Source organism: Micromonospora sp. BRA006-A (assembly GCF_033433935.1).
Lineage (GTDB): Bacteria > Actinomycetota > Actinomycetes > Mycobacteriales > Micromonosporaceae > Micromonospora > Micromonospora aurantiaca.
This window is the reverse complement of record NZ_JANCLW010000001.1, coordinates 5,877,747-5,904,692: the sequence shown is the minus strand read 5'-3', so window position 1 is coordinate 5,904,692 and position 26,946 is coordinate 5,877,747. Positions and strand designations below refer to the sequence as shown.

Genomic DNA, 26,946 nt, shown 5'->3' with positions numbered 1-26,946 from the left:
CAAACAGGATCTCGTCTGATGAAATCGCGGCCGTGCCGCGCGTGGCGCTGGCCGCTGCACCAGGCACGGGTCAGCGGGTCGCGCGTGGAAGAAACGACGGAGGCGATGTCGTGAGCACCGGACCTACGACCCTGCCCGGGAGCCCCAACGCCGAACAGCGGAACCGGCGCCGGCGCCTGCCCAGGCTGCGCGACGCGCGGATCCGCTCCAAGCTCGCCCTCATCCTGGTCGTTCCGGTCGCAGCTGTCATCGCACTGGCAACTATCCGACTCGTTTCGGTCGGTCAGGGCGCGTACGAGGCGGACCGGGTCCGGTCGCTGAGCGCGGTGTCTGTCGACATCGCGGCGCTCACCCAGGACCTGCACAAGGAGCGGATGGCGGCGGCGGTCTTCCTGGCCGACCCGAACCAGAAGCCGGACGCGTACAACCTGCGGGTGCGCCAGACCGACGAGCGCATCGCGGCGTACCAGGACGAGCGGGGCAAGCTCGGCGACGTGTCCGGCGCGATCAGCAGCCAGCTCAAGGTGATCGACGCCCACCTGTCCACGTTGAACGGCACCCGCCAGGAGGTGCTGGACCGGCTGCAGATGCCGGTGGCCGAGGCGAGCCTGCGCTACGGCATCGTGCTGGACGACCTGGTCGCGTACAGCGACGCGCTGGCCCAGCAGCCGGGCGCGGACAGCCTGGCCGACGCCCGCCGCGCGGTGGCCGCGTTCGCCCACGCCAAGGCCGAGGTGGCCGAGGAGCAGGCGGTGGCCTTCACCGCCCTCGACGGCGGGCAGGTCGACGAGGAGCAGTTCTCGTCCTTCGTGGCCACGCTCACCGGCCAGCAGGAGGCGCTGCTCACCTTCTCCCGGTCCGCGACGCCGGGCCAGCGGGCCCTGGTGGACCGCACCGTCTCCGGTGACGCCGTCCAGCTCGCCGACCGGGTCGCCGGCGACGTCTCCCGGTCCATCGGGCGTCCGGCGCTGGTCACCCGCGACGAGGCGTCCGCCGCCATCGGCGCGGTCGACGACCTGATGCGATGGGCCGAGATCCAGCTCCTCGACGAGATGCTGGCCGACGCCGACGAGGCACGCGCCGACGTGATCCGGCAGGCGATCGTGGAGAGCCTGCTCGTGCTGCTCACGCTCGCGGTCGCGGTGACGCTCGCCGTGGTGCTGGCCCGCTCGCTCAACGACTCGCTGCGCCGCCTGCGCGAGGGCGCGCTCGCCGTGGCCAACCACGACCTGCCGGACGCGGTGAGCCGGCTGCAGAACGTCAACGCCATCGGTGACGGCGGCGTGGACGAGATCGTCCAGCAGGTACGGGATCCGATCAAGCTGAGCAACCGCGACGAGGTCGGTCAGGTGGCGGTGGCCTTCAACGTGGTCCACCGCGAGGCGGTCCGGGTCGCGGCCGAACAGGCCGCGCTGCGGACGAGCGTCTCGGCGATGTTCCTCAACCTGGCCCGCCGCTCGCAGAGCCTCGTCGACCGCATGATCGGCGAGCTGGACGCGATCGAGCGGTCCGAGGAGGATCCGAAGCGGCTGGCGCAGCTGTTCGAGCTGGACCACCTCGCCACCCGGATGCGCCGCAACGACGAGAACCTGCTGGTGCTCGCCGGCGCCGACTCGGCCGTACCGCGTCGCGACGACGCGCTCCTGGTCGACGTACTGCGCGCCGCGCAGTCCGAGGTCGAGCTCTACAACCGGATCGAGTTCGGCACCGTCGACACCGACATCTCGGTGGCCGCGCACGCCGTCAACGACGTCGTCCGGCTGGTCGCCGAGCTGCTCGACAACGCCACCCGCTTCTCGCCACCCAACACCACAGTGGTGGCCGACGGCCGCCGGATCCGCGACTACGTGCTGATCCAGATCGAGGACCGGGGACTGGGCCTCAGCGACGACCAGCTCGACTCGCTCAACCGGCGACTGGCCGCGCCGCCGACCGTCGACGTGGCCGCGTTCCGGCTGATGGGTCTGGCCGTGGTCAGCCGGCTCGCGTCCCGCTACGGGATCCGCGTCGAGCTGCGCCGCAACGTCGAGGGCGGCACCGTCGCCCAGGTCACGCTGCCGAACTCGACGGTGGTGCTGCCGGCCAACCGGGGCCAGGCCCCGCTGACCCGGCCGCGTCAGCCGCTCGCCGTCGAGCAGTCCCCGCTCAGCCAGGTCGGCGCCGGCGACGCGCTGGCCGGAGCCGGGCGGGGCGCTGCCACCGCGACGCTCGCCGACCAGTGGCGCGGGGCGACCACCGCCCCGCCGTCCCGGTGGCAGACGCCCGCCGAGACGCGCGACACCACTCCCGCCGTACAGCTGGGTGGGGCGACCGGCGCGCTGCCGACCGTGGCGGCGCCCGCCCCGGTGGCCGCGGCGCCCGCCGCGCCGGCTCCGGTCTCCGGAGCGGGCTGGTCGGCCGGTGGGCCGACGGTGGCGTACCCCGCGCTGGACCCGCTGCCCAAGCGGACGCCCGGTGTCGAGTCGGCGCAACCCGCGACCCAGGCCGCACCTCCGGCCTACCAGCCGCTCGCCGCGGCGCCGGCGGTGGAGAGCACCCCGGCGACACCGGTGGTGGCCCGGCCCGAGCAGCGGGCCGAGGCGCCGATATTCCGTGAGATGGAGGCGGTCTGGTTCCGTTCGCACGGAGAGGACGAGACCACCATCTTCACCCGTCCCACGTTCGACGAGCCGCCCGCGCCGGCACAGCCGGCGGCGGCGCCCCCTGCGGCGTCGGCGCGTCCGAAGCTGCCCACCCGTACCCCGGGAGCCCAGGCGTCGGGGCTGACCACGTCGACCACGCCGCCCGCGTACAGCCCGCCGGAGGTCCCGTCCACGCCGCCGGCGGCCGCGACGCCGCCCCCGGCGCCACCCGCCGCCGAGCCCGCGCCCGCGCCGCCGATCGACCCGGAGGCCTGGCGTACGGCGGCCGACGAGGGCTGGTCGCGGGCCAGCCGGGCCGCGGAGCCCACCACCGGCGGGACCACCCGCTCCGGCCTGCCCAAGCGGGTTCCGCAGGCGCAGCTCGTGCCCGGCGGTATAGAGCCGAAGAGCGGCCGGGACCGCAGCCGGCGCACGCCGGACGAGGTACGCGGTCTGCTCTCCGCCTACCACCGTGGCGTCCAGCGGGGCCGTACGGCCGGCGCCGACCTGAACAGCACCTCGACCAAGGAGACGAACCGATGAACAGGCCGGCGGCCATGCAGGACATGGGGTGGCTTCTCACCAACTTCGCCGACAGCGTTGCGGGCATCGCGCACGTGGTGGCGGTGTCCGCGGACGGGCTGCTGCTCGCCTCCTCCCGGGATCTGCCCGGCGACCGGGCCGACCAGCTCGCCGCGATCACCTCCGGCGTGGTGAGCCTGACCGAGGGCGCGGCGCGGATGTTCAGCGCCGGCGGGGTGCTGCAGACCGTGATCGAGATGGACAGCGGCTACCTGTTCCTGATGTCCATCAGTGACGGTTCGTCGATGGCCGTGCTCGCGGCGCGCAGCTGCGACGTCGGCCAGGTGGGTTACGAGATGGCGCTGCTGGTGGAGCGGGTCGGCCAGGCACTGGTCCCGCTGCCGAGGGACGCGGTCCGGTCCTGATCGGAGCGGGGAGCTGACGACCGGAGCCGGTGCGGCTCCGAACGAGGGGAGGTGATCGCGAGATGGACCCGCGACGTGATCCACGTGGCGCGCTGGTGAGGCCGTACGCGGTCACCCGGGGCCGCACCGAGCCGTTGCAGAACATCGCGCTCGAAGCGGTGCTGTCGAGCACGCCGACGCAGTCGGCCGAGGCGCGCTTCGCCGGGCACGACAAGTACCGCATCTCCTCGGTCTGTGAGGGCCGGGCGCAGTCGCTTGCGGAAATCGCCGCTTACACCCGGATGCCGCTGGGCGTCACCCGGGTGCTGGTCGCCGACATGGTGGCCGAGGGCCTGCTGACGCTACACACTGCCGCTCCCGCGACGGGTTTCGCGGCGCGGATGAACCTGCTTGGAAGGGTGCTAAGTGGACTTCGCGAACTATGACCCCGACGGGGTGAACCGCGGCCGGGAGATCATCTCCGCGAAGATCGTGATCGCGGGTGGCTTCGGCGTGGGAAAGACCACGCTCGTCGGGGCGATCTCCGAGATCCAGCCGCTGACCACCGAGGCGCTGATGACCGCGGCGGGCGTGGGCATCGACGACGCGTCGAAGGTGCCGGGCAAGGAGACCACCACGGTCGCCATGGACTTCGGCCGTATCACCATGGCCGAGGACCTGATCCTCTACCTGTTCGGCACACCGGGCCAGACCCGCTTCTGGTTCATGTGGGACGAGATCATCAGGGGCGCGGTGGGTGCGGCGGTGCTCGTGGACACCCGCCGGATCACCGACGCGTTCGCGCCGCTGGACTACTTCGAGAACCGCAAGCTGCCGTACGTCGTGGCGTTGAACCGCTTCGGCGACGCGCCGCACTACGAGCTGGAGGAGGTCCGGGAGGCGCTCGCCATCTCCCCGGACGTGCCGATGGTGCTGTGCGACGCCCGTCAGCGGGACTCGGTCAAGCAGGTGCTGGTGACAGTGGTGGAGCACGCCATGCTCCGCCTCCAGGCCGAGCACGGCTACCCGGCCTCCGTGGGCTGACCGCCTGCGGGTCAGTCGACCCGCAGGCGGTACCCCCGCTTGACCACCGTCTGCACCACGCGGGGCGCCTTCAACCCGGCCCGCAGGCGGGCGACAGCCATCTCCACCGCGTGCTCGTCGGCGCCGCGCGGCAGCGTCCGCAGCAGCGCGGTGCGGGAGAGCACCTTACCCGGTGATGCGGCGAGTGCCCGCAGCACAGCCATCGGCGCCGGTGCCAGCTGACGCAGCTCGCCGTCCACCACCGCGGCGTGCCCGCGCAGCGTCAGCACGTGCCCGGCCGCCTTCACCGAGACGGTACGCCGGGGCAGTTCCTCGACGATGGTGCGGACCAGCGCGCCCAGCCGGGCCCGGCTCGGCGCGCTCACCGGCACCCCGCGGCGGACCAGCGGCTCGGCGGTGACGGTGCCGACGCACCCGGCCAGCACGTCGCCGCGCAACGCCTCCAGCACCGTCTCGGTACGGTCCCCAGCCGCCCGCAGCAACGCCTCCGCCGCCGGAGCGGAGGTGAACGTGACCGCGTCGACGAGACGCCCGGCCACCAGGTCGATGAGCCGGTGCAGCGGCGCCGGGTCGGCCGGCGGCGCCCACCGGTACACCGGTACCTCGATCACCGTGGCGCCGGCCGCCACCAGCGCGTCGGCGCACTCGGGCTGCCGCTCGCCGTGCAGTTGCATCGCCACGACCTGGCCGGCCACCCCGCGCCGGACCAGGTGCTCGACCACCTCGTCGCAGCTCTCCGAATCCGGTGACCAGTGCTCGCGCAGCCCGGCGGCGCGGATCGCGCCGGTCGCCTTCGGGCCGCGGGACACCACGTACGCGCGGGCGAGCGTGCTGCGCAGCGGCTCGGCCAGCCCCCAGCCCTCGGCCGCCTCCAGCCAGCCGCGCATGCCGATGCCGGTGTTCGCCATCAGTACGTCCGGCGGCTGTTCCAGGCAGGCCCGGGTGGCCTCACGCAGGTCCGTGTCGTCGGCCAGCGGGACGATCCGCAGCGCCGGGGCGAGCACCACCCGCGCCCCACGCCGCTGGAGCAGCGCGGCCAGTTCGTCGCGCCGCCGGTCGGCGGTGACCCCGATGGTGAAGCCGGCCAGCTCGTCCCGCATCATTCCTCCTGCCGTAACCGCACCTCGACCAGGCCGTCCCGGCAGCGCACCGGATGCCGGCGCAGCGTCACGCCCGGTAGGTCCAGGCACCGCCCCGTGGTGAGGTCGTAGACCTGCTTGTGCAGCGGCGAGGCGAGCGTGGGTACCCCGCCCCGGCTGCCGACCAGCCCTCGGGACATGACGTACGCGCCGCCGACCGGGTCGAGGTTGTCCACCGCGTACAGCCCGTCCGCGGTGCGGAAGACCGCCACCTGGACGCCGTCGACGAGCGCGGCCACGCCCCGACCGGGGTCGAGCCGGTCGAGCGGGCAGACCGCGGTCCAGTCCAGCGTGACGACGGGGCTCATCGGCGTACCTCCGGCAGACCCAGTACGACGGGCTGACGGCGGTGTCCGCCGTCCGGGGGCGCGCCCCGGGCCGGCACCGGCTGGCCCCGCTCCTGGGTGAACGTGATGGACGGGTCGGGTACGTCCGGCGCGTTGACGAAGGAGGTGAAGCGGCGCAGCCGGTCCGGGTCCTCCAGGACGTCGCGCCACTCGTCGGAGTAGCTCGCGACGTGCCGGGCCATCGCCGCGTCGAGATCGGCGCAGAGCCCGAGCGAGTCGTCCACGAGCACCGACCGGAGGTGGTCCAGGCCGCCGTCCATGGCCTCGATCCAGGCGGCGGTGCGCTGCAACCGGTCGGCGGTGCGGATGTAGTACATCAGGAACCGGTCGATGAGGGCCACCAGTTCCGCGGTGCTCAGGTCGGTGGCGAACAGGTCCGCGTGCCGGGGCCGGAAGCCGCCGTTGCCGCCGACGTAGAGGTTCCAGCCGCTCTCGGTGGCGATGACGCCGAAGTCCTTGCTCCGGGCCTCGGCGCACTCGCGGGCGCAGCCGGAGACGGCCGACTTGAGCTTGTGCGGCGCGCGCAGGCCCCGGTAGCGCAGCTCCAGCGCGACCGCGAGCCCCACCGAGTCCTGCACGCCGTAGCGGCACCAGGTGTCGCCCACGCAGGACTTCACGGTGCGCAGCGCCTTGCCGTACGCGTGGCCCGACTCGAAGCCCGCGTCGACGAGCCGGCGCCAGATCTGCGGCAACTGGTCGACGCGCGCGCCGAACAGGTCGATCCGCTGCCCGCCGGTGATCTTCGTGTACAACCGGAAGTCCCGCGCCACCTCACCGATCGCGATCAGCTTCTCCGGGGTGATCTCCCCGCCGGGAATCCGGGGCACCACCGAGTAACTGCCGTCGCGTTGCAGGTTCGCCAGGAAGTGGTCGTTCGTGTCCTGCAGCGACGCCTGCTCGCCGTCGAGCACGTGCCCGGTGCCGAGCGACGCCAGGATCGAGGCCACCACCGGCTTGCAGATGTCGCACCCGCTGCCGCGCCCGTGCTCGGCGACGAGCCGGGAGAACGTGCTGATGTCCCGCACCCGGATCAGGTCGAACAGCTCCTGCCGGCTGTGGTCGAAGTGCTCGCACAGCGCCGTCGACTGGCGTACCCCGGCGGCGTCCAGCAGCTGCTTGAGCATGGGCACGCAGGACCCGCAGCTCGTACCGGCGCGGGTGCACGCCTTCAGCGCCGGCACGTCGGTCGCCCCGCCGGCGATCGCCGCGTCCAGATCGGCCCGGGTGACCGCGTTGCAGGAGCAGACCTGCGTGGTCACGGGCAACGCGCCGGCGCCCGCGCCGCCGGCCGGCGCCAGCAACGCCAGCGGGGGAGCGGGCAGCGGTCCGCCGACACTGGCGCGCAACGCCGGGTACGCGCTCGCGTCCCCGACCAGCACGCCGCCCAGCAGCGTCCGCGCGTCGTCGGAGAGGACCAGCTTCGCGTACGAGCGGGTGGCCGGGTCGGTGTACGTCACGTCGAGGCAGCCGGGGGTGGCACCGTGCGCGTCACCGAACGAGGCCACGTCCACGCCGAGCAGCTTGAGCTTCGTCGCGGTGTCCGCGCCGGGGAACGTCGCAGCGCCGCCGAGCAGCCGGTCCGCGACCACCTCGGCGGTGGCGTACCCGGGCGCGACGAGTCCGTGGCAGACCCCGTCCACCGCTGCGCACTCGCCGACCGCCCAGATCCGCTCGTCGGCGGTCCGGCAGGCCGCGTCCACCAGCACCCCGCCGCGCGGGCCCAGCGGCAGCCCGGCCGCGCGGGCCAGCTCGTCGCGCGGCCGGATCCCGGCGGCCACCACCACCAGTTCCGCGTCGACCGCACGGCCGTCGGCCAGGTCGAGCGCGGCCACAGTGCCGTCCGGCCCGGGGCGCAGCGCCGTGGTGGCCACCCCGAGGTACGGCGTGACGCCCAGCTCCTCGACGTAGCGGCGGAGCATCGCGCCGCCCGCCTCGTCCACCTGCACCGGCATGAGCCGGGGTGCGAACTCGACCACGCTGGTGGTGAGCCCGAGCAGCCGCAGCGCGTTCGCCGCCTCCAGCCCGAGCAGCCCGCCACCGATCACCGCCCCGGTACGGCGGCCCCGGGCGTGTTCCCGGATCGCGGCCAGGTCGTCCAGCGTCCGGTAGACGAAGACGCCTGGCAGATCGGTGCCGTCGACCGGCGGCACGAACGCGTACGAGCCGGTGGCCAGCACCAGCGCGTCGTACGGGTACTCGCCGGCCGCAGTGGTCACCACCCGCCGGGCCCGGTCGACGCCGGTGGCCGGTTCACCCAGTCGCAGGTCCACACCGGCGTCGGGGGTGTGCAGGTTCAGGTCGCCGGCGTCCACCCCGTCGAAGACGGCCGAGAGCCGCACCCTGTCGTACGCCGGGTGCCGCTCCTCGGCGAGCACCGTGACCCGCCATCGTCCGTCGGTGTCCCGGGCCCGCAGCGCCTCGACGAACCGCTGCCCCACCATGCCGTTGCCGACCACGACCAGCCTGCTGATTCGCTCGGTCATGACGCCACCTCCACCGTCTCGCGTACCTCGTCGGTTGTGGACGGATCCGCCTCGGCGAGCCAGGCGGCGATGCCGGCCACCGCGTCCCGGCAACTGCCGCAGCCGGTGGCGGCCCGGGTCGCCGCGGACAGCTCCGCCGCCGTCCGGGCGCCCGCCCGCCAGCACGCCACCAGCGCGCCCTTGCTCACGTCGTTGCACCGGCACACTGTCGCGGCGTCCGGCATCAGCGCCGGTGACGCGGCCGGTCCGGCCGGCGCCTCGCCGGACGCCCGGCCGAGCAGCAGCGAACGCCGGTCCGCCGGCACCGGCGCGCCCCTGTCGAACAGCTGCACCACGGTGCCGACCGCCGGGTTGTCGCCGAGCAGGATCGCGCCGGTCAGCCGCTCGTCCCGGATGCGCAGCCGGGCGTAGGTGCCCCGGGCCGGGTCGGCGAAGGTCAGCTCCTCGACCGGCCCGTCCCCGTCGCCGGTACCGTCCACGTCGCCCATCGCGGCCAGGTCGATGCCGGCCGCCTTGAGCCGGGTCACCGCCGGCCGGGGCCGGTACCGGGCCAGCGGGTCCGCGCCGGTCAGCACGTCGGCCACCACCCGGGCCTGCGCCCAGGCCGGCGCGACGAGCCCGGTCAGCGTCCCGTCGTGCTGGGCGCAGTCGCCGATCGCGGAGATCCGCCTGTCGCTCGTCCGCATCCGGTCGTCCACCACCACGCCCCGCTCGACGGTGAGCCCGGCCGCCGCAGCGAGCGCGGTGTCGGGGCGTACCCCGCAGCAGAGCACCAGCAGGTCGGCGTCGAGCGTCCCGGCGTCGCCGAGGTGCAGGCGGACGCCGTCGGCCCCGGCGGTCACGGCGGTGGCCGGCACCCCGAGCCGGGACCGGACGCCCAGGCCGGCGAGCGTGCCCGCGAGGACCGCGCCGGCCGGCGGGTCGAGCTGACGTTCCATCAGGTGCCCGACCGGGTGGACCACAGTCACGTCGAGACCTCGGGCGGCCAGCCCTCGGGCCGCCTCCAGACCCAGCAGCCCGCCGCCGAGCACGATCACGCGCCGCGCGCCCTCGGCGGCGGCGAGGATCCGCCGGCAGTCGCCGAGCGTGCGGAACGGGACCACCCGCTCGGGCAGCGGGGCGAGGCCCGGCAGCGGCGGCACCACGGCCCGGCTCCCGGTGGCGAGCACCAGGTGGTCGTACCCGTGTCGCTCGCCGTCGTCGGTGACCACCTCGCCGGCGGCCCGGTCCACGGCGGTGACCGCCGCGCCGGTGCGCACCTCGACGCCCGGCCCGACCGCTTCGACAAGCTCCACGTCCGGCTCGCCGATGCGTCCGGCGAGCAGCGTGGAGAGCATGATCCGGTTGTACGCGCGGTGCGGCTCCGCCCCGAGTACGGTGATCCGCCGGTTTCCGCCGCGTGCGTGCAGCTCGGCGGCGAGCCGGGCGCCGGCCATCCCGTAGCCGACGACGACGATGCGTTCGTTCATGCCGGCTCCACCCTGACCGCGCAGATCTTGAACTCGGGCATCCCGGAGACCGGGTCGAGCGCGTCGTTGGTGACCGAGTTGGCGCGTTGCGCGCCGGGCCAGTGGAACGGCGCGAAGACGGTGTCCGGCCGGATCGCGGTGCTGAGCCGGGCCGGTGCGCACAACTCACCCCGGCGGGAGACCACCCGTACCGGTGTCCCCTCGGCCACGCCGATCCGTGCTGCCAGGTCCGGGTGCAGCTCGACGAAGCCGCCCGGCGCGGCCCGGCGCAGCGCGGCCACCCGCCGGGTCTGCGCGCCGGACTGGTACTGCGCCAGCACCCGGCCGGTGGTGAAGTGCAGCGGGTAGTCGGCGCACACCGGCTCGGCGGCCGGCCGGTGGGTCACCGGATGGAATCGGGCCCGGCCGTCCGGGGTGGGGAAGCGGTCGGCGAACAGCCGGGGCGTGTCCGGGCCGTCCCGGTCCGGGCAGGGCCAGAACACGCCGGTGTCGGCGTCGATCCGGTCCCAGGTGATCCCGGCGTAGTCGGCCGGCCCGCCGGCCGAGGCCCGGCCCAGCTCCGCGAACACCTCGCGCGGGTCGGCCGGCAGCGGCGTCCCGCCCCCGCTCAGCCGTGCGGCGAGCGCGGCGAGGATCTCCAGCTCGGTACGGACCCCGGCGGGTGGCTCACGAAGCGCCCGGCGGCGCAGCACCCGGCCCTCCAGATTGGTCATCGTGCCGTCCTCCTCGGCCCACTGGGCGACCGGCAGCACCACGTCGGCCAGCTCGGCCGTCTCGGAACGGACGAAGTCCGCCACCACGAGCAGGTCCAGGGCGCGCAGCCGGGACTCGACCCGCGCGGCGCGGGGCGCGGACACGACCGGGTTGGAGCCGAACACCAGCAGCGCCCGCGCGCCGGACGGCGTGCCGAGCGCGTCCAGGAGCTGGTAGGCCGGTACCCCTGGCCCGGGTAGCGAGTCCGGTTCGACGCCCCACACCCCGGCGACGTGCTCGCGGGCCGCCGGGTCGTCGATGCGCCGGTAGCCGGGGAGCTGGTCGGCCTTCTGCCCGTGTTCCCGCCCACCCTGCCCGTTGCCCTGCCCGGTCAGGCAGCCGTAACCCGAGCCGGGGCGGCCGGGCAGGCCCAGGGCGAGTGCCAGGTTGATGAAGGCGGTGACCGTGTCGACGCCCTTGGCGTGCTGCTCGGCGCCCCGGGCGGTGAGAATGACCGCGCGGTCCACTGTGGCCAGCGCGCGGGCGGTCGCGTACAGGTCGGCCACCGGCACGCCGGAGAGCCGTTCCACCTCCGCCGGCCAGTAGCCGGCCACCGTCCGCCGGACGTCGTCGAAGCCGGTGGTCCGCTCCGCCACGTACGACCGGTCCAGCCAGCCCTCGGTGAGCGCGATGTGCAGCAGCGCGTTCGCCACCGCGAGGTCGGTGCCGGGCAGGGGTTGCAGGTGCAGGTCGGCCTGGCGGGCGGTGGCGGTGGCGCGCGGGTCGATCACGATCAGTCGGCCGCCGCGTTCCCGCAGGTCGGCGACGTGCCGCATCAGCGGCGGCATGGTCTCGGCCGGGTTCGCGCCGACCAGCAGCAGCGTGTCCGCGTGGCCGAGATCCCCGAGCGGGAACGGCAGCCCGCGGTCGATCCCGAACGCCCGGTTCCCGGCCGCCGCGGCCGACGACATGCACCAGCGCCCGTTGTAGTCGATGTGCCGGGTCCGCAGCGTCACCCGGGCGAAGCGGCCCAGCGCGTACGCCTTCTCGTTGGTGAGGCCGCCGCCGCCGAAGACCGCCACCGCGTCCGGCCCGTGCCGGTGCTGCACGCCCCGGACCCCGGCGGCGACCCGATCGAGCGCCTCGTCCCAGGTCGCCGGACGCAGCTCGCCGCCGGGCCGGTCGCGCAGCAGCGGGGTGGTGAGCCGGTCCGGGTGGTCGAGCAGGTCGGCGGCGGTCCAGCCCTTCTGGCACAGCCCGCCGCGGTTGGTGGGGAAGTCGCGGGCGCCGACCTCGACACCGTCACCGGTGGCGCGCAGCACCATGCCGCACTGCAAGGCGCAGTACGGGCAGTGCGTGGCGGCCTCGGCGGGGCGTGACCCCGTTCGCGTCGCCGTGCGTGCACCGTCTGTCATGTCGGAAAAGCGTGCCGTCGGGCGGTTTCCGGTCCGGGTCTGCTCTGTTTCGGTCCTGTCACGAGCGCTTCACACCGCACGCCCATGACGAGACGTTCCGCAGGGCTTAGAATGTGGGACGAAAATCTCATATAACGGGAGGCATGATGAGCGTGGCGGACGCGTTCGACGCGGTGGCCGGCAGCTACGACCAGGCCCGACGCCGCCTGGTGCCCTGCTTCGACGCCTTCTACGGCACCGCTGTCGAAGTGGCCGCACCCCCGCTGCGCGCCGCGCTCGCCGCCGGGCGTACCCCCGAGGTGCTGGACCTGGGCGCCGGCACCGGCCTGCTGTCCCTGCTGCTGACCGCGGCCGTCCCCGGCGTCCGCCTGACGCTCGTGGACGGCGCCCCCGGCATGCTCGCGGTGGCCGCCGCACACCTGGAGAAGCGCGGCGTGGCGCACCGCACCGTCCACGCCGATCTGGCCGGCCCGCTGCCCGCCGGCCGGTACGACGCGGTGGTGTCCGCGCTGGCCATCCACCATCTCGACGACGAGGGCAAACGGGCGCTGTACGAGCGGGCCGCCGACGCGCTCGTCCCCGGCGGGATGTTCGTCAACGCCGAGCAGGTCGCCGGGCCCACCCCGGCGCTGGACCGCCGCTACGACGAGGTGTGGACGGCGCGGATCACCGAGCTGGGATCCGACGCCGAGGAGATCGCCGGCGCCCGGGAGCGGATGCGGCACGACCGGCCGGCCACGGTGGCCGACCAGTGCCGGTGGCTGGCCGAGGCGGGCCTGGTGGACGTGGACTGCTTCTTCAAGGAATGGCGCTTCGCGGTCTTCGGCGGCCGGCGTCCCTGATCACTGTCCGTTTCGGCGATCGGCGGGGACGAGGATGACTGGTGGTCATACCGATGGGTAGTCTTCCCGGCATGACCGCCAAGGTGACACTGTCGTTCTCCGACGAGACGATCGAGGAGGCGCGCAGGTTCGCCAAGCGGGAAGGGCTCTCCCTCTCCGCCTGGATGGACCAGGCCGCCCGGGAGAAGGCGCTGCGGGAGGTCTTCACCGCGCACGCCGACGCGGTCGGCCGTGCCGGCCTGGACCTGGAAGCCGCCGCCCTGGCCGACGCCCAGGAGGCCGCGCTCGTCGACGACGCCCTGTTCGGCGGGCGTCCGCGTGCTGCGTAGGGGCGAGGTCTGGCGCATCTCCGGCGCCCGGGAACGGTTCGGTCTCGTCATCAGCTCCGACGTCTACAACGCCACTGCGGTACCCATCGTGATCGTGGCCGAGGTGGTGGACGAGTCACTGCTGCGCGACTCGCCGCTCGCCGTGCGGATGGGCGCGTACGTGGTGATGCCCGACCGGATCTCCTCGCCGATGAAGAAGTGGTTCACCGAGTGCGTGGACGTGGCCGACACCGAGACCATGCAGCGGGTCGGCCGGGCGCTGCGGATCCTCCAGGAGCTGTGACCGCCTCACCGGCGCGCTCCGGCGGACGTGCGCTCTCCGTTGCCGCGCCGACGCGCGCGGGGCACGCCGGGGAAACCACCGGCTGAGAGCGTCGCCTCGTCATCGACGAGGAGGAGTCCGTCAGTGAGCACGCTCGTTTCCGCACCCACCACGCCACCGGCCACCACCGCCGGCCGGCTCACCGAATGGCGGCCGGAGGATCCGGCGTTCTGGGCGGCCGGCGGCGCCCGGGTGGCCCGGCGCAACCTGTACGTCTCGATCTTCGCCGAACACGTCGGCTTCTCCGTGTGGAGCCTCTGGTCGGTGACGGTGCTGTTCCTGGGCCCCGAGTACGGCATCGACCCGGCCGGGAAGTTCCTGCTCACCGCCGTACCGGCCGCGCTGGGGGCGGTGCTGCGGCTGCCGTACACGCTGGCGGTGGCCCGCTTCGGCGGCCGGAACTGGACCATCGTGAGCGCCCTGCTGCTGCTCGTGCCGGCGGTGCCGATGGCGGTGCTGATCGAGCCCGGGGTGTCGTACGCCACGCTGATGGTGCTGGCCTGCCTGTCCGGCGTCGGCGGCGGCAACTTCGCCTCGTCGATGGCGAACATCAATCTGTTCTTCCCGGAGCGGCTCAAGGGCCGGGCGCTGGGGCTCAACGCCGGCGGCGGCAACCTGGGCGTACCGGCTGTGCAACTGGTGGGGCTGGCGGTGCTGGCGACCGCAGGCGCCGCGTACCCCTGGTTGGTGCCGGCGGTCTACCTGCCGCTGATCGTGCTGGCCGCGCTGGCCGCGGCCCGCTGGCTGGACAACGTGCCGGGGGTGCGCAACGAGCCGGGCGCGCTGCGCGCGGCGGCCCGCGACCCGCACACCTGGGTGATGTCGCTGCTCTACGTGGGCACGTTCGGCTCGTTCATCGGCTTCGGGTTCGCCTTCGGCCAGGTGCTCCAGCTCCAGTTCCACGACCGGTTCCCGACGCCGGTCGACGCGGCCTGGCTGACCTTCCTCGGCCCGCTGATCGGGTCGCTGATCCGGCCCGTCGGCGGTCAGCTCGCCGACCGGCTGGGCGGGGCCCGGGTCACTTTCTGGAACTTCGTGGCGATGGCCGCCGGTGCCGGGCTGGTGCTGTACGCGGCCCGGGAGCGCTCGTTCCCGCTCTACCTGGCCGGGTTCCTGGCGCTGTTCGTCTTCTCCGGCATCGGCAACGGCTCGACGTACAAGATGATCCCGGCGATCTTCCGGGCCCGGGCCGTCGCGGAGAGCGAGCTGACCGGCGACCCGGAGGCGGCGCAGCGGCGGGCCCGGCGCCTGTCCGGGGCGGTGATCGGGATCGCCGGCGCGGTCGGGGCCTCGGGCGGGGTGCTGGTGAACGTGGCGTTCCGGCAGTCGTTCCTGACCTCCGGTACGGCCGACGCCGCCTACCTGGCCTTCATCGCCTGGTACGCGCTCTGCTTCGTGGTGACCTGGGTGGTCTACCTGCGCCCCGGGCCGCGTACGCTGGCCGGCGTGTGACCTGTGCCATGACGAACCCGCAGGCCACGCGCGGCGCGACCCCGTTTTGACCTGCCGCCGGGCGGCCGGGTATCGTTGCCTGCTGTTGTACGACATTCTTAGGCGTGCCGCATCAGGTACGCTTGGTCGTTCGTGCGCGCTGGTCCGGCTGGGTACTCCTGGTCACCTCGGCGCGCGACCCCAGACCGACGACGAGACAAGGTAGACCTGTGCGTACGTACAGCCCGAAGCCGGGTGAGATCGAGCGTCAGTGGCACGTCATCGACGCCTCTGATGTCGTGCTGGGCCGCCTGGCGACCCACGCCGCCACGCTCCTGCGTGGCAAGCACAAGCCGACTTTCGCGCCGCACGTCGACACGGGCGACTTCGTCGTCATCGTGAACGCGGGCAAGGTCGCGCTGACCGGCAACAAGCGTCAGACCAAGGTCGCTTACCGCCACTCCGGTTACCCGGGTGGCCTGAAGCGGGTCGGCTACGACGAGCTGCTGACCAAGCGGCCCGAGCGGGCCATCGAGCTGGCCGTGAAGGGCATGCTCCCGCACAACAAGCTGGGCCGTCAGATTCTCAAGAAGCTGAAGGTCTACGCCGGTGCCGAGCACCCGCACACCGCGCAGCAGCCGGTGCCGTTCGAGATCAAGCAGATCGCGCAGTGAGCGCGGGCGAAGGAAGCAGCATGACCGACATCACCGCCACCGAGGTCGCCCCCGAGGCCACCGAGGCGCCGGCGCCCGTCGCGCGCGCGCCCCGTGGTGACCGTCCGATTCAGACCGTGGGTCGGCGCAAGGAAGCCATCGTCCGGGTCCGGATCATCCCGGGCAGCGGCAAGATCACCTGCAACGGCCGCGACCTCGAGGCCTACTTCCCGAGCAAGGTGCACCAGCAGCTCATCAAGGATCCGCTGGTCACCGCCGAGAAGGCCGAGGCGTTCGACGTGATCGCCAACCTGCGTGGCGGCGGCACCACCGGCCAGGCCGGCGCGCTGCGGCTCGCCATCGCCCGGGCGCTGATCGTCAGCGAGCCCGACGACCGCCCGGCCCTGAAGAAGGCCGGCTTCCTGACCCGTGACGCCCGGGTCAAGGAGAGCAAGAAGTACGGCCTCAAGAAGGCCCGCAAGGCTCCTCAGTACTCGAAGCGCTGATCATCACAAGCGTCTTGTACTTCTGACGGACGGCCGGTTCGCCTCCCCCATCCGGGAGGCGGACCGGCCGTTCCGCGTTTCTCCTCTCATCGGCAGTTCCACGGAGGTTGGCGGGTATGGGCCGGTTGTTCGGCACGGACGGCGTACGCGGGCGGGCGAACGCGGATCTCACCCCGGAGTTGGCGCTCGCGGTCGCGGTGGCCGCGGCCCACACGCTGGCCGAGACCGACAAGAGCCATCCGCCGCTCGCGGTGGTCGGCCGGGACACCCGGGCCAGCGGCGAGATGCTGGAGGCGGCGGTGGTCGCCGGGCTCACCAGCGCCGGCGCCAACGTGGTCCGGGTCGGCGTGCTGCCCACGCCGGCGGTGGCCTTCCTCACCGCGGAGGCAAAGGCCGACCTGGGCGTGATGCTCTCCGCCTCGCACAACCCGATGCCGGACAACGGCATCAAGCTGTTCGCCGCCGGTGGGCACAAGCTGCCCGACGAGATCGAGATGCGGATCGAGGAGGCGGTGAAGGCGAACGCCACCACCGCCTGGAAGCGTCCCGTCGGTGCCGGTGTCGGCCGCGTGCACGACCTGCTCGACGGCGCCGACCACTACGTGCAGCACCTGATCGGCACCGTGCCGCACCGCCTCGACGGGATCAAGGTCGTCGTCGACTGCGCCAACGGCGCGGCCGCCGACGTCGCCCCGGTCGCCTACCGGGAGGCAGGCGCCGAGGTGATCGCCATCCACGCCGAGCCGGACGGGCTCAACATCAACGACGAGTGCGGCTCGAACCACATCGAGGCGCTACGCGCCGCAGTGGTCGAGCACGGCGCCCACCTCGGCATCGCCCACGACGGCGACGCCGACCGCTGCGTCGCGGTCACCGCCGACGGGAACGAGGTCGACGGCGACCAGGTCATGGCGATCCTCGCGCTGGCCATGCGGGACGCCGGCGAACTGACCCAGGACACCCTGGTCGCCACCGTGATGAGCAACCTCGGTCTCCGCCTGGCCATGTCCGAGCACGGCATCCGGCTGGTCGAGACCAAGGTCGGCGACCGGTACGTGCTGGAGGAGCTGCGCGCCTCCGGCCTGGCGCTCGGCGGCGAGCAGAGCGGCCACATCGTGCTGCCCGCGTACGCCACCACCGGCGACGGCGTGCTGACCGGCCTGCACCTGATGGCGCGGATGGCAGCCACCGGCACCTCGCTGGCCGAGCTGGCCGCCGTGGTCACCAAGCTGCCCCAGGTGCTGATCAACGTGCCGGTCGGGGACCGTACCGTCGGCGCCGCCGCACCGGCCGTCCGGGCCGAGGTCGAGCGCGCCGAGGCCGAGCTGGGCGAGACCGGCCGGGTGCTGCTTCGCCCGTCCGGCACCGAGCCGCTGGTGCGGGTCATGGTCGAGGCGGCCACCGAGGACACCGCGCGCGAGGTCGCCGAGCGCATCGCCGAGCAGGTCCGTACCGCCAGCCCGGTCGCCTGACCGACCCGGGGCCGCCTGCTCCCCGGACCCGCCGGTCAGTTCGCCTGGATCCGCCGGTCAGTTCGCCTGGATCCGGCGCAGGAAGCGGGCGGCCAGGTCCGCGACCGCGTCGGCGTCCAGCTCCTGCGCCGGTCCGGCCACGGTCACCTCGGCCAGCGCAAGCCCGGGCACCTCGGTGTCCCGCCAGCCGCCGACGAACCACGCGCGTTCCTCCTCGGCCAGCGCCAGGTTCGCCGCGTCCAGCACGGCCGCCGGATACGGCAGCCAGAACCGGAACTGGTGGGTGTGCGGCGGCACCGGGTACACCCGGGCGCCGGGCAGGGCGGCCAGCGCCTCGGCCACCACCCTCGCGTGCGCCACGTATCCGGGGAGGCGGGGCAGCTCCCGGGTCAGCCCGGCGAGCGCTGCGAGCGCCGCCGGCCACTGCTGGAACAGCGTGCCGCCGTAGCGGTGCCGCCAGGCACGCGCGTACCGGATCAGCTCCGCGTCGCCGGCCAGCGCGGCACCGGAGATGCCGCCCAGCGACTTGTAGAACGAGACGTACGTGCTGTCGGCCAGCGCCGCGATCTCGGCCGGCGAGTAGCCCAGGTGGACTGACGACTCCCAGAGCCGGGCCCCGTCGAAGTGCACCCGGGCGCCGCCGGCGCGGGCCGCCGCGACGACGGCCACCAGCTCGTCCCAGGTCGGCAGCACGAACCCGGCGTCGCGCAGCGGCAACTCCAGGAAGAGCGTGCCGATCGGCTCGTCGAGCGCCGCCACCTCGTCGGCAGTCGGGTTGCGCGGCGCGTTCGTGGTGCGCACCGCGCGTACGCCGGCGAGCAGCGCGTACGCGTCCCGCTCGTGCGTCAGCGGGTGGCTGAGCGGGTGCAGGCCGACACCGGCGCGGCCGGTCAGTTCCGCCCCGTGACGCATGGCCACCTGCTGCGCCATCGTGCCCGACGGGAAGAACGCGGCGGCGTCCGCGCCGAGCAGTTCGGCGACCCGCAGCTCCAGCTCCGCCACCGGTCCGCCCTCGCCGTACAGGTCGGGCGGGTCGTCCCCGGCCGCCGGGCCGAGCGCGGCGAGCTGTTCCCGTACGGAGGCCGGGCGTACGCCGGAGAGCATCGTGTCGCAGCCACGCTGGGCGGTGAACCGGCGTAGCCGCGTGGCCTGCTCGTCGCTCATCGGTCCGCCCGGAGCCGGCGCAGCCGGGTAACCGCCTCGGCCAGCACCTCCGGCCGTTTGCAGAACGCGAACCGGATCAGCCGGCGGCCGGCCTCCACGTCGTCGTAGAACACCTGCGTGGGCACCGCCACCACGCCGCAGCGCTCCGGCAGCGCCCGGCAGAACTCCACCCCGTCCCGGCCGCGCAGCGGCGTGACGTCGGCGGTGACGAAGTAGGTGCCCTCCGGCGGGAGCACGCCGAACCCGGCGTCGGCCAGCCCGGCGGCGAGCTGGTCCCGGCGGCGTTGCATGTCGTCCCGGAACCCGGTGAAGTACGCGTCCGGCAGCCCGAGCGCCACCGCCACCGCCGGTTGCAGCGGCCCGGCGTTGACGAACGTCAGGAACTGCTTCACCCGCAGCACCGCCGCCACCAGCGGCGCGGGGCCGCTCACCCAGCCGACCTTCCAGCCGGTGCAGGAGAACGTCTTCCCGGCCGACGAGATGCGCAGCGTCCGCTCCCGCATGCCCGGCAGCGTGGCCGGCGGCACGTGCGGCGCTGCGGCGTCGGTGAACACCAGGTGCTCGTAGACCTCGTCGGTGACCGCGTACACGTCGTGTTCCCGGCACAGCTCGGCCACCGTCGTCAGCTCGTCGGCGGTGAAGACCTTGCCGGTCGGGTTGTGCGGTGAGTTCAGCAGCACCAGCCGGGTACGCGGCCCGAACGCGGCGCGCAGCTCGTCCGGGTCGAACGCGTACCTGCCGTCGGGCCCGGGCCGCAGCGTCACCGGGCGGCGGACCGCCCCGGCGAGCGCGATCGAGGCGGCGTACGAGTCGTAGTAAGGCTCGAAGCAGATCACCTCGTCACCCGGCTCGCACAGCGCGAGGATGCTCGCCGCGATCGCCTCGGTCGCCCCGGCGGTCACCACGATCTCGCCGTCCGGGTCGTACTCCAGGCCCCAGAACCGGCGCTGGTGCTCGGCGACGGCGGCGCGCAGCGCGGGGATGCCCGGGCCGGGCGGGTACTGGTTGTGGCCGGTACGCAGCGCCTCGGCCGCGGCGGCGAGCATCTCCGGCGGGCCGTCGGTGTCCGGGAAGCCCTGCCCGAGGTTGACCGCGCCGGTGCGCACGGCGAGCGCGGACATCTCGGCGAAGACGGTGGTGCCGAACGGCCGCATCCGGGCCACCAGGGGATCGGTCGTCGTCACGGCTGCGAGCCTACGGCCCGCCGCCGACCGCTCACCAGCCGAAGCAGGTCGCGCCGTACTCGCCCGAGTCCTTGGAGACGACATTGCCGTTGACGGTGATCCGGCAGGTCACGTCGCCGGACGCGACCGGGCTGGCGATGATCTGCACCCGCTCGCGGTCGTTCGCCGTGAAGCTCAGCCGCCAGGGCGTGTCCACGGCGCCGGGCTGGTGGAAGTTCGCGTCCGCGTCGTAGAACTGCACCTCGGCCTCGCCGTCGGTGGCTGTCACCTCGTACAGCACCGTGAACTTGCCGGGCCCGCCGGACGGGGTGGTGGCCGGCCGGGCCGGGGGCGCGGTCGGCTCGTCGGCCCACCCGTCGGGCTCGCCGTACAGCGGCCCGTCGTACCGGTCGCCGGAGGCCGTCCCGTCGTCCAGGCCCCGGCCGAGGAAGGACAGCCCGACGCAGCCGCAGACGATGATCGCCAGGACGGTGACGAGGCCGATCACCAGGCCGGCCACCCAGCCACCGCCGCCACCGCGGCGCGGCGGCATGCCCGGATACGCGTACGGCGGCGGGTAGGGGCCGGGTGGGTAGGACCCGGCTTTGTAGGGGCCGGGCGGGTAGGCGGCCGGTGTCCAGGCCGGCTGTGCCGGGAGGTCGGGCACGCCGGGCTGGGACGGCCACCCGGGCGTACCGGGTACGTGCGGGCCGCCCGATGCCGGTGGGACCGGCGGGCGCGGCGTGGCGGCCGGGTCGGCCGGAGCCGCCCACCCCGGTTCGCCCACCGGGTGTCCCGTCCCGCTCGACGGCATGGCCGGACCGGTTCCGGCGGACGCGCTCTCCGGGCCGGTGGCCGCCCAGGGGCTCGGAGCGGGCGGCGGCGACCAGGGCTCGGGCGGTGTCCACGGCTGCGGGGCGGCCAGCGGGTCCGGCGGCGTCCAGGAGGAGGGCTGCGGCGTGGCCGGCGCGGCGGTCGGGTCGGCCGGTCCGGGGGCCGGTTCGGGGGAGGGGGTCGTCTCGGACATGGGCTCAGCTCACAGGGGTACGGCGCGGACGACCGCGGAACGGTGGGCCCGGGGGACGGCGCCCGGCCTCAATGTAGGCGGTGACGGCCAGTCGTGCGGTACCGGCCGCCGCTCCGCGTCCCGCGTCCCGAACCGGTCCGGACGGGCGGAACGACCTGGATGGTGCTTTGTCCGGTAATCGCATCCCTGGCGCTCGGTTCGCTCAAATTCAGTGATCGTTAACCGCACTTCCGAGCACGCACGATGAGCGAAACTCGGTTAGGCTGCGGACCATGTGTGGAATCGTGGGTTACGCCGGTGCGCGCCCGGCGCTCGGCATCGTGCTTGACGGACTGCGGCGTCTCGAATACCGCGGCTACGACTCGGCCGGTGTCGCCGTGGTCTGCGAGGACGAGCTGCTGACCGAGAAGAAGGCCGGCAAGCTCGCGAACCTGGAGAAGGTTCTCTCCGAGCGCGCGGCCGACAACCCCGAGGACTGCGCCGCCAGCCCGATCGGCATCGGCGACGGCACCACCGGCATCGGCCACACCCGCTGGGCCACGCACGGCGGCCCGACCGACCGCAACGCCCACCCGCACCTCTCCCCGGACGGCCGCGTCGCGGTGATCCACAACGGCATCATCGAGAACTTCGCGAAGCTCCGCGCCGAGCTGGAGGACGAGGGTGTCGAGTTCGCCAGCGACACCGACACCGAGTGCGCCGCGCACCTGATCGCCCGCGCGCTGGCCGACCTGCGCTCGGCCGGTGAGACCGACAGCCCGCAGCTCCTCGCCGCCGCCATGCGCGTGGTCTGCGGGCGCCTGGAGGGCGCGTTCACGCTGCTCGCCGTTGACGCCGGCATCCCCGGCGCGGTGGTCGGCGCCCGGCGCAACTCGCCGCTCGTGGTCGGCCGGGGCGACGGCGAGAACTACCTCGCCAGCGACGTCGCCGCGTTCATCGAGCACACCCGGGACGCGGTCGAGCTGGGGCAGGACCAGATCGTCCTGATCACCCCGGACAGCATCGACATCACCGACTTCCACGGCCAGCCGGCCAGCGGCACCGACTTCCACATCGACTGGGACTCGTCGGCCGCCGAGAAGGGCGGCTACGACTGGTTCATGCTCAAGGAGATCGAGGAGCAGCCGCAGGCCATCGCCGACACGCTGCTGGGCCGGCTCACCGAGACCGGCGAGATCGCCCTCGACGAGGTCCGCCTCAGCGAGCAGGACCTGCGCGACGTCGACAAGATCTTCATCGTCGCCTGCGGCACCTCGTACCACGCTGGCCTGGTCGCCAAGTACGCCATCGAGCACTGGACCCGCATCCCCTGCGAGGTGGAGCTGGCCAGTGAGTTCCGCTACCGCGACCCGGTGCTGGACCGCTCCACGCTGATCGTGGTGATCTCGCAGTCCGGCGAGACGATGGACACCCTGATGGCGCTGCGCCACGCCAAGGAGCAGAAGGCCCGCGTGCTGGCGATCTGCAACACCAACGGCTCGACCATCCCGCGCGAGTCCGACGCGGTGCTCTACACCCACGGCGGCCCGGAGATCGCTGTCGCCTCCACCAAGGCGTTCCTCACCCAGGTCGTCGCCTGCTACCTGATCGGCCTGCACCTGGCCCAGGTGCGCGGCATCAAGTTCGCCGACGAGGTGGGCGCGGTGGTGGCCCAGCTCCAGGAGATGCCGGGCAAGCTGCGGGAGCTGCTGGACCGGATCGAGCCGGTCCGCGAGCTGGGCCGCGAGTTGAAGTCCGAGCCGACGGTGCTGTTCATCGGCCGGCACGTGGGCTACCCGGTGGCGCTGGAGGGCGCGCTGAAGCTCAAGGAACTGGCGTACATGCACGCCGAGGGCTTCGCCGCCGGCGAGCTGAAGCACGGCCCGATCTCGCTGATCGACCAGGGCACCCCGGTGATCTGCATCGTGCCGTCGCCGGTCGGCCGGGGCATGCTGCACGACAAGGTCGTCTCCAACATCCAGGAGGTACGCGCCCGCGGCGCCCGCACCATCGTGATCGCCGAGGAGGGCGACCAGGCGGTGGTCCGCTACGCCGACCACCTGATCTACGTGCCGCGTACGCCGACGCTGCTGGCGCCGCTGGTGACCACGGTGCCGTTGCAGGTGCTGGCCGCCGAGATCGCCGCCGCTCGCGGGCACGACGTCGACCAGCCCCGGAACCTGGCCAAGTCGGTCACCGTCGAGTAGCCGATCTCGTCCACGGTCCCTCCGCCCGCACCACGGGTGGGGGGACCGCGTCGTCTCCGGCCCGGTCATCGGCCCAGCACGATCCGGGCCATGCCGTCCAGCGCCGGGTTGTCCGGATCCCAGTAGCCGGTGTGGCCGCGCGGGGCGCTCGGGAAGCGCCGGCCGCCGAAGCCCGGCGCGCTCGGGTCGGCGCCGAACCAGAGCCGCTCGCCGGGCCCGTCGAGGACGGCGAGCGCCGGGCCGAGTGGCGTACCCGCGAGCAGCGCGCGGCGGGCCAGCTCGTCCGGTGGGCGGGCCAGCCGGATGACGTCGTCCGGCGCGGTCGACGACCAGATCTGACCGGCGGGCATCCGCAGCTCGGCGGCGTGGTCCACGCCGACGCCGGGCGAACCGACGAAGACCAGCGCGTCGGCGCTCAACCCGTGGTCGCGGGCGGCGGCACCGACCACGAGCGAGCCGTAGCTGTGCCCGAGCACCGTCTGCCGGGCCGGCGGGCCCTCGTGCGCGGCCCGCAGCCCGTCCTGGAACCGGTGCAGCGCCGGGCCGGCGTCCTCGGCCTGACGGGTGCCCGCCGCCTCGGTGAGGAAGTCCGGCGCGTCGTAGTCCAGCCAGAGCACCGCCGCCGCCTCCTCGCCCGGCCCGAGTGCCGCGCAGCGCTGCAACACCCGGGCCGCGCGGCCCAGCTCAGCCGGCGCGTCGGCGAGATCCGAGGTCATGCCCGGGACGTACGTGAGCACCGAGGCGGCGCGGTCCGGGTTGCCGAGCGCCACCACCGCGCGGCCGTCGCCGGCCGGGTCGAGCCCCAGCAGGTACGCCCGGGGCGCCCCGCCCTCGGTCAGCCGCTCGGTCAGCCCGTCCAGCCCGCGCAGCGCCGCCTCGACAGCGGCGAGCCGGACCCGGCGGGACGCCTCCAACGGCCCGGCCGGAAGCGGGTGCAGCAGCGCGAGCCGCCGTACGAGCAACCGCTCCCGCCGATCACCGAGCAGCAACCGGTTGGCCTGGTCCCGGGCGCCTGCCGGTACGCCGTCGAGACGCCCGATCCGGCCCGGTTCCCGCCCGACCAGCCAGCGCCGCTCGGCCGCGCTCAGACCGGCCCACCAGCGGCTCACCTCGGCCGGCCCGGCACCGGGCCCGGGCCGCCAGGCGGGCGGGACGCTGACCCAGCCGCGTACCGCAGCGGTGGTCAGGTCCGCCAGCCGGCCGGCCGCCTCCCGGTCGGCGGCGCCGGCGAGCGTCAGTGCGCCCCGGATGCCGGCCCGCGCGTGGACCACCGCCGGTCCGGCCTGCGCCACCGGCCGCGCCGGGTCGGGCCGGACCGCGCCGGTGCGGTCGACGAGCAGGCCACCCGACTCGGCGCGGGCCACCTCGGCGCCGAGCCGGGCCTTCGCCACGCCCAGCCGGGCACCGAACTCGGCGAGCACCTGGTCGACCTCGACCAGGGCGGGGAGCACGTCGGTGAGGTCGGTGCGCAGGTCCTCGATCCGCCGTTGCGCCGCCGTCGCGGCGGCACCCGACCACCCGGGACGGAGCGTGCCGATCCGGGCGGTCAGTGCGTCGGCGCGCTGCCGTACCGGCGTGGTGAGGCTCCGCCACGCCGTCCCGGCGGTGGACCAGGCGCTCGGGTCGGCCCGCCAGAGCTGCGCGTAGCCGACCGGCGTGGCGGCGTCAGCAATCCCGCCGGTCACCGGAGCACCCCGGTGAGGCGGCGGGCGGCGCGTTCGTCGACCGCCTCGTAGCCGTCCGCGCCCCGGCGCAAGGCCTGAGCGGTGTCGGCCACCCGGGCGCCGAGGGCGCCGGACCAGCGCCGCACCGCCGACTCCAACTCGGTCAGCGCCATCGCGGATCGCCAGCCTTCCGGCGCCGCCATCAGCAACGACTCCGGTGCCGCGCCCGGCCCGCGGGCCAGCCGGTACGCGTCGTCGGCCAGCTCGCGCGCCACCGATCGCAGCAGCTCCGGATCGACGTCGAACGGTTTCTCCACCACATGCCCTCCCTCGCCCGGCGCCACCGGCCGGCTCCGGACACCGGGACGCTAGGCGGCACCCGGCGGTGGTCGCCGACCCCTGTGGACAACGCGCCGGGTTGTCCACAGGGCTTGTCCGCCGACCGGTCCGAGGCGCGTGCCGCCGGTAGGGTGAGGCCGTGGTCAGGGGAGCCGCGAGCGGAAGCTGAGCCGGCGCGACGAGCGGGGCGGGGTGGCATGAGACAGGTGTGGCGGGTCGCGGACGTTCGCGCGGCGGAGGCGGGCCTGATGGCCACCCTCCCATCCGGTGCGCTGATGCAGCGGGCCGCGAGCGGGCTGGCCCGCCGCTGCGCGTTGCTGCTCGCCGACCGGGGCGGCGTCTACGGCGCCCGGGTGCTGGTGCTCGCCGGGTCCGGCGACAACGGTGGCGACGCCCTCTTCGCGGGCGCGCACCTGGCCCGCCGGGGCGCGGCGGTGACAGCGCTGCTCCTCACGCCGGGCCGGGCGCACGCCGAGGGCCTGGCCGCGCTGCGCGCCGCCGGCGGGCGCGTGGCCGACCGGCCGCCCGCGGTGGTCGACCTGGTACTCGACGGCATCGTGGGCATCGGCGGCACCGGAGGGCTCCGCGAGACGGCCGAGCAGCTGGCCGCGAGCCTGACCGGGCAGCGCGGGCGCGACGGCACGCCCGCCACTGTGGTGGCGGTCGACGTGCCGAGCGGCGTCGCTGTCGACACCGGCCACGTCCCGCTCACCGACGCCGGGCGGCCCCGGGCGGTCCGCGCCGACGTGACAGTCGCGTTCGGCGCGCTGAAGCCCGCACTGGTCGTCGGTCCGGCCGCCGAGCTGGCCGGCGAGGTCGAGCTGGTCGACATCGGGCTGACGCCGTGGCTGCGCGGCACCCCGGCGCTCCAGGTGATCGAGCAGACGGACGTGACCGGCTGGTGGCCGGCGCTGGGTGCGTCGTCGGAGAAGTACACCAGGGGTGTGGTCGGCGTGGCCACCGGATCGGCCACCTACCCCGGCGCCGCGGTGCTCTCTGTCGCCGGGGCGCTCGCCGGCCCCACCGGCCTGGTCCGCTACGCCGGAAGCGCCAAGGGCGAGGTGCTGCACCAGCACCCATCGGTGATCGCCACCGGCCGGGTCGCCGACGCGGGCCGGGTGCAGGCGTGGGTCTGCGGCTCCGGGCTCGGCACCGGCGAGGACTCCGCCGCCGAGCTGCGCGCGGTGCTGGCCGCGCCGGTGCCGGTGGTGCTCGACGCGGACGCGCTGACGCTGCTCGTCGACGGCAAGCTGGCCGACCGGCTGCGCGGCCGGGACGCGCCGATCGTGGTGACGCCGCACGACCGGGAGTACGCCCGGCTCTGCGGCGAGATGCCGGGGGAGGACCGGGTCGCGGCCGCGCTGCGGCTGGCCGCCTGGATGAACGCGGTGGTGCTGCTCAAGGGCGACCACACGATCATCGGTACGCCCGACGGCCGCGCGTACGTGAACCCGACCGGCACCCCGGTACTCGCCACCGGTGGCACCGGCGACGTGCTGGCCGGGCTGCTGGGCTCGCTGCTCGCCGCCGGGCTCGCGCCGGAGCGGGCGGCGGCCGCCGCGGCGTACCTGCACGGGCTGGCCGGCCGGGAGGCGGCGCGCGGCGGTCCGGTGACCGCGCCCGACGTGGCGGCGGCGTTGCGTCCGGTACTGGCCCGGCTGGGCTGATCCGGGCGGCGACGCCCGGTGGCGACGGGCACCGCCCGCACGGC

At 74.3% G+C, this 26,946-nt stretch carries 23 protein-coding genes; 13 read left to right on the top strand and 10 right to left on the bottom strand.

The window, feature by feature from the left end:
* Window positions 1–110: 110 nt before the first annotated feature.
* The 4 genes from NMK34_RS26865 to NMK34_RS26850 all read left to right on the top strand — a co-directional run bounded on the left by NMK34_RS26865 (window position 111) and on the right by NMK34_RS26850 (window position 4,591).
* On the top strand, window positions 111–3,164 hold the full coding sequence (locus NMK34_RS26865; RefSeq protein ID WP_318335704.1) for a nitrate- and nitrite sensing domain-containing protein: 3,054 nt from the start codon (window positions 111–113) through the stop codon (window positions 3,162–3,164).
* A complete protein-coding gene (locus tag NMK34_RS26860) occupies window positions 3,161–3,568 on the top strand; it encodes a roadblock/LC7 domain-containing protein (RefSeq protein ID WP_013288588.1) in 408 nt (135 codons plus the stop codon). The genes NMK34_RS26865 and NMK34_RS26860 overlap by 4 nt, the downstream gene beginning before the upstream one ends.
* A gap of 62 nt (window positions 3,569–3,630) precedes the next feature.
* Complete coding sequence (locus tag NMK34_RS26855) at window positions 3,631–3,993, top strand: DUF742 domain-containing protein (protein WP_013288587.1); 363 nt, start codon at window positions 3,631–3,633, stop codon at window positions 3,991–3,993.
* The gene (locus NMK34_RS26850; RefSeq protein WP_013288586.1) at window positions 3,974–4,591 is read left to right on the top strand and encodes a GTP-binding protein; all 618 of its coding nucleotides are present in this window, start codon (window positions 3,974–3,976) and stop codon (window positions 4,589–4,591) included. The genes NMK34_RS26855 and NMK34_RS26850 overlap by 20 nt, the downstream gene beginning before the upstream one ends.
* An 11-nt stretch (window positions 4,592–4,602) precedes the next feature.
* On the opposite strand, the gene NMK34_RS26845 is transcribed toward NMK34_RS26850, so the two are convergent.
* From NMK34_RS26845 to NMK34_RS26825, 5 genes are read right to left on the bottom strand one after another with little or no spacing between them, the layout of a single operon-like run.
* Window positions 4,603–5,691, bottom strand: a complete 1,089-nt coding sequence (locus NMK34_RS26845; protein ID WP_194801405.1) for a uroporphyrinogen-III synthase — start codon at window positions 5,689–5,691, stop codon at window positions 4,603–4,605.
* Complete coding sequence (gene nirD, locus NMK34_RS26840) at window positions 5,691–6,038, bottom strand: nitrite reductase small subunit NirD (RefSeq protein ID WP_318335703.1); 348 nt, start codon at window positions 6,036–6,038, stop codon at window positions 5,691–5,693. Before nirD ends, NMK34_RS26845 begins: the two co-directional genes overlap by 1 nt.
* Window positions 6,035–8,560, bottom strand: coding sequence for a nitrite reductase large subunit NirB (gene nirB, locus NMK34_RS26835; RefSeq protein ID WP_318335702.1), 2,526 nt, complete (start codon window positions 8,558–8,560; stop codon window positions 6,035–6,037). The genes nirD and nirB overlap by 4 nt, the downstream gene beginning before the upstream one ends.
* Entirely contained in the window at window positions 8,557–10,029 is a 1,473-nt protein-coding gene (locus NMK34_RS26830; RefSeq protein WP_318335701.1) for an FAD-dependent oxidoreductase, read from the bottom strand. The genes nirB and NMK34_RS26830 overlap by 4 nt, the downstream gene beginning before the upstream one ends.
* On the bottom strand, window positions 10,026–12,137 hold the full coding sequence (locus tag NMK34_RS26825; RefSeq protein WP_318335700.1) for a molybdopterin oxidoreductase family protein: 2,112 nt from the start codon (window positions 12,135–12,137) through the stop codon (window positions 10,026–10,028). Before NMK34_RS26825 ends, NMK34_RS26830 begins: the two co-directional genes overlap by 4 nt.
* 143 nt (window positions 12,138–12,280) lie before the next feature.
* Between NMK34_RS26825 and NMK34_RS26820 the strand changes: the two genes are divergently transcribed.
* The 7 genes from NMK34_RS26820 to glmM all read left to right on the top strand — a co-directional run bounded on the left by NMK34_RS26820 (window position 12,281) and on the right by glmM (window position 17,692).
* Entirely contained in the window at window positions 12,281–12,979 is a 699-nt protein-coding gene (locus NMK34_RS26820; protein ID WP_318335699.1) for a class I SAM-dependent methyltransferase, read from the top strand.
* A 71-nt stretch (window positions 12,980–13,050) separates the two neighbouring features.
* A complete protein-coding gene (locus NMK34_RS26815) occupies window positions 13,051–13,308 on the top strand; it encodes a DUF6364 family protein (RefSeq protein ID WP_030501570.1) in 258 nt (85 codons plus the stop codon).
* Window positions 13,298–13,591 (top strand): type II toxin-antitoxin system PemK/MazF family toxin, encoded by a 294-nt coding sequence (locus NMK34_RS26810; protein WP_318335698.1) that lies wholly within the window; start codon window positions 13,298–13,300, stop codon window positions 13,589–13,591. Before NMK34_RS26815 ends, NMK34_RS26810 begins: the two co-directional genes overlap by 11 nt.
* Window positions 13,592–13,714: 123 nt before the next feature.
* Window positions 13,715–15,082, top strand: a complete 1,368-nt coding sequence (locus NMK34_RS26805; protein ID WP_318335697.1) for a nitrate/nitrite transporter — start codon at window positions 13,715–13,717, stop codon at window positions 15,080–15,082.
* Window positions 15,083–15,291: 209 nt separating this feature from the next.
* Window positions 15,292–15,735, top strand: coding sequence for a 50S ribosomal protein L13 (gene rplM / locus NMK34_RS26800; protein ID WP_018784601.1), 444 nt, complete (start codon window positions 15,292–15,294; stop codon window positions 15,733–15,735).
* A gap of 20 nt (window positions 15,736–15,755) precedes the next feature.
* Window positions 15,756–16,220 carry a 30S ribosomal protein S9 gene (gene rpsI / locus NMK34_RS26795; protein ID WP_318335696.1) on the top strand — a complete coding sequence of 155 codons (465 nt, stop codon included), beginning with the start codon at window positions 15,756–15,758 and terminating at the stop codon, window positions 16,218–16,220.
* Between the two features lie 116 nt (window positions 16,221–16,336).
* Complete coding sequence (gene glmM, locus NMK34_RS26790) at window positions 16,337–17,692, top strand: phosphoglucosamine mutase (RefSeq protein ID WP_318335695.1); 1,356 nt, start codon at window positions 16,337–16,339, stop codon at window positions 17,690–17,692.
* 57 nt (window positions 17,693–17,749) lie between these two features.
* Here the strand turns inward: glmM and NMK34_RS26785 are convergent, their stop codons facing one another.
* The 3 genes from NMK34_RS26785 to NMK34_RS26775 are packed head-to-tail and all read right to left on the bottom strand — an operon-like array spanning window position 17,750 to window position 21,046.
* A complete protein-coding gene (locus NMK34_RS26785) occupies window positions 17,750–18,856 on the bottom strand; it encodes a threonine aldolase family protein (RefSeq protein WP_318335694.1) in 1,107 nt (368 codons plus the stop codon).
* On the bottom strand, window positions 18,853–20,040 hold the full coding sequence (locus NMK34_RS26780) for a pyridoxal phosphate-dependent aminotransferase (protein WP_318335693.1): 1,188 nt from the start codon (window positions 20,038–20,040) through the stop codon (window positions 18,853–18,855). Before NMK34_RS26780 ends, NMK34_RS26785 begins: the two co-directional genes overlap by 4 nt.
* 31 nt (window positions 20,041–20,071) lie before the next feature.
* A complete protein-coding gene (locus NMK34_RS26775) occupies window positions 20,072–21,046 on the bottom strand; it encodes an MmpS family transport accessory protein (RefSeq protein ID WP_318335692.1) in 975 nt (324 codons plus the stop codon).
* Between the two features lie 272 nt (window positions 21,047–21,318).
* Here NMK34_RS26775 and glmS point away from each other — a divergent pair, with 272 nt between their 5' ends.
* The gene (glmS, locus tag NMK34_RS26770; RefSeq protein WP_135242042.1) at window positions 21,319–23,232 is read left to right on the top strand and encodes a glutamine--fructose-6-phosphate transaminase (isomerizing); all 1,914 of its coding nucleotides are present in this window, start codon (window positions 21,319–21,321) and stop codon (window positions 23,230–23,232) included.
* Between the two features lie 65 nt (window positions 23,233–23,297).
* Here the strand turns inward: glmS and NMK34_RS26765 are convergent, their stop codons facing one another.
* Window positions 23,298–24,917 carry an alpha/beta hydrolase gene (locus NMK34_RS26765; RefSeq protein ID WP_318335691.1) on the bottom strand — a complete coding sequence of 540 codons (1,620 nt, stop codon included), beginning with the start codon at window positions 24,915–24,917 and terminating at the stop codon, window positions 23,298–23,300.
* Window positions 24,914–25,213 carry a type VII secretion target gene (locus NMK34_RS26760; protein WP_318335690.1) on the bottom strand — a complete coding sequence of 100 codons (300 nt, stop codon included), beginning with the start codon at window positions 25,211–25,213 and terminating at the stop codon, window positions 24,914–24,916. Before NMK34_RS26760 ends, NMK34_RS26765 begins: the two co-directional genes overlap by 4 nt.
* Window positions 25,214–25,432: 219 nt before the next feature.
* Here NMK34_RS26760 and NMK34_RS26755 point away from each other — a divergent pair, with 219 nt between their 5' ends.
* Window positions 25,433–26,902, top strand: a complete 1,470-nt coding sequence (locus NMK34_RS26755; protein WP_318335689.1) for an NAD(P)H-hydrate dehydratase — start codon at window positions 25,433–25,435, stop codon at window positions 26,900–26,902.
* The last annotated feature ends 44 nt before the right edge of the window (window positions 26,903–26,946 follow it).

Bases quoted from the DNA above. Each gene is read 5' to 3' on its own strand.
- NMK34_RS26845 (WP_194801405.1), bottom strand. From the start codon at position 5,691: ATGCGGGACGAGCTGGCCGGCTTCACCATCGGGGTCACCGCCGACCGG.
- glmM (WP_318335695.1), top strand. From the start codon at position 16,337: ATGGGCCGGTTGTTCGGCACGGACGGCGTACGCGGGCGGGCGAACGCG.
- nirD (WP_318335703.1), bottom strand. From the start codon at position 6,038: ATGAGCCCCGTCGTCACGCTGGACTGGACCGCGGTCTGCCCGCTCGAC.
- nirB (WP_318335702.1), bottom strand. From the start codon at position 8,560: ATGACCGAGCGAATCAGCAGGCTGGTCGTGGTCGGCAACGGCATGGTG.
- NMK34_RS26820 (WP_318335699.1), top strand. From the start codon at position 12,281: ATGATGAGCGTGGCGGACGCGTTCGACGCGGTGGCCGGCAGCTACGAC.
- NMK34_RS26830 (WP_318335701.1), bottom strand. From the start codon at position 10,029: ATGAACGAACGCATCGTCGTCGTCGGCTACGGGATGGCCGGCGCCCGG.
- NMK34_RS26860 (WP_013288588.1), top strand. From the start codon at position 3,161: ATGAACAGGCCGGCGGCCATGCAGGACATGGGGTGGCTTCTCACCAAC.
- NMK34_RS26785 (WP_318335694.1), bottom strand. From the start codon at position 18,856: ATGAGCGACGAGCAGGCCACGCGGCTACGCCGGTTCACCGCCCAGCGT.
- NMK34_RS26855 (WP_013288587.1), top strand. From the start codon at position 3,631: ATGGACCCGCGACGTGATCCACGTGGCGCGCTGGTGAGGCCGTACGCG.
- NMK34_RS26775 (WP_318335692.1), bottom strand. From the start codon at position 21,046: ATGTCCGAGACGACCCCCTCCCCCGAACCGGCCCCCGGACCGGCCGAC.
- NMK34_RS26755 (WP_318335689.1), top strand. From the start codon at position 25,433: ATGAGACAGGTGTGGCGGGTCGCGGACGTTCGCGCGGCGGAGGCGGGC.
- NMK34_RS26815 (WP_030501570.1), top strand. From the start codon at position 13,051: ATGACCGCCAAGGTGACACTGTCGTTCTCCGACGAGACGATCGAGGAG.
- rpsI (WP_318335696.1), top strand. From the start codon at position 15,756: ATGACCGACATCACCGCCACCGAGGTCGCCCCCGAGGCCACCGAGGCG.
- NMK34_RS26825 (WP_318335700.1), bottom strand. From the start codon at position 12,137: ATGACAGACGGTGCACGCACGGCGACGCGAACGGGGTCACGCCCCGCC.
- glmS (WP_135242042.1), top strand. From the start codon at position 21,319: ATGTGTGGAATCGTGGGTTACGCCGGTGCGCGCCCGGCGCTCGGCATC.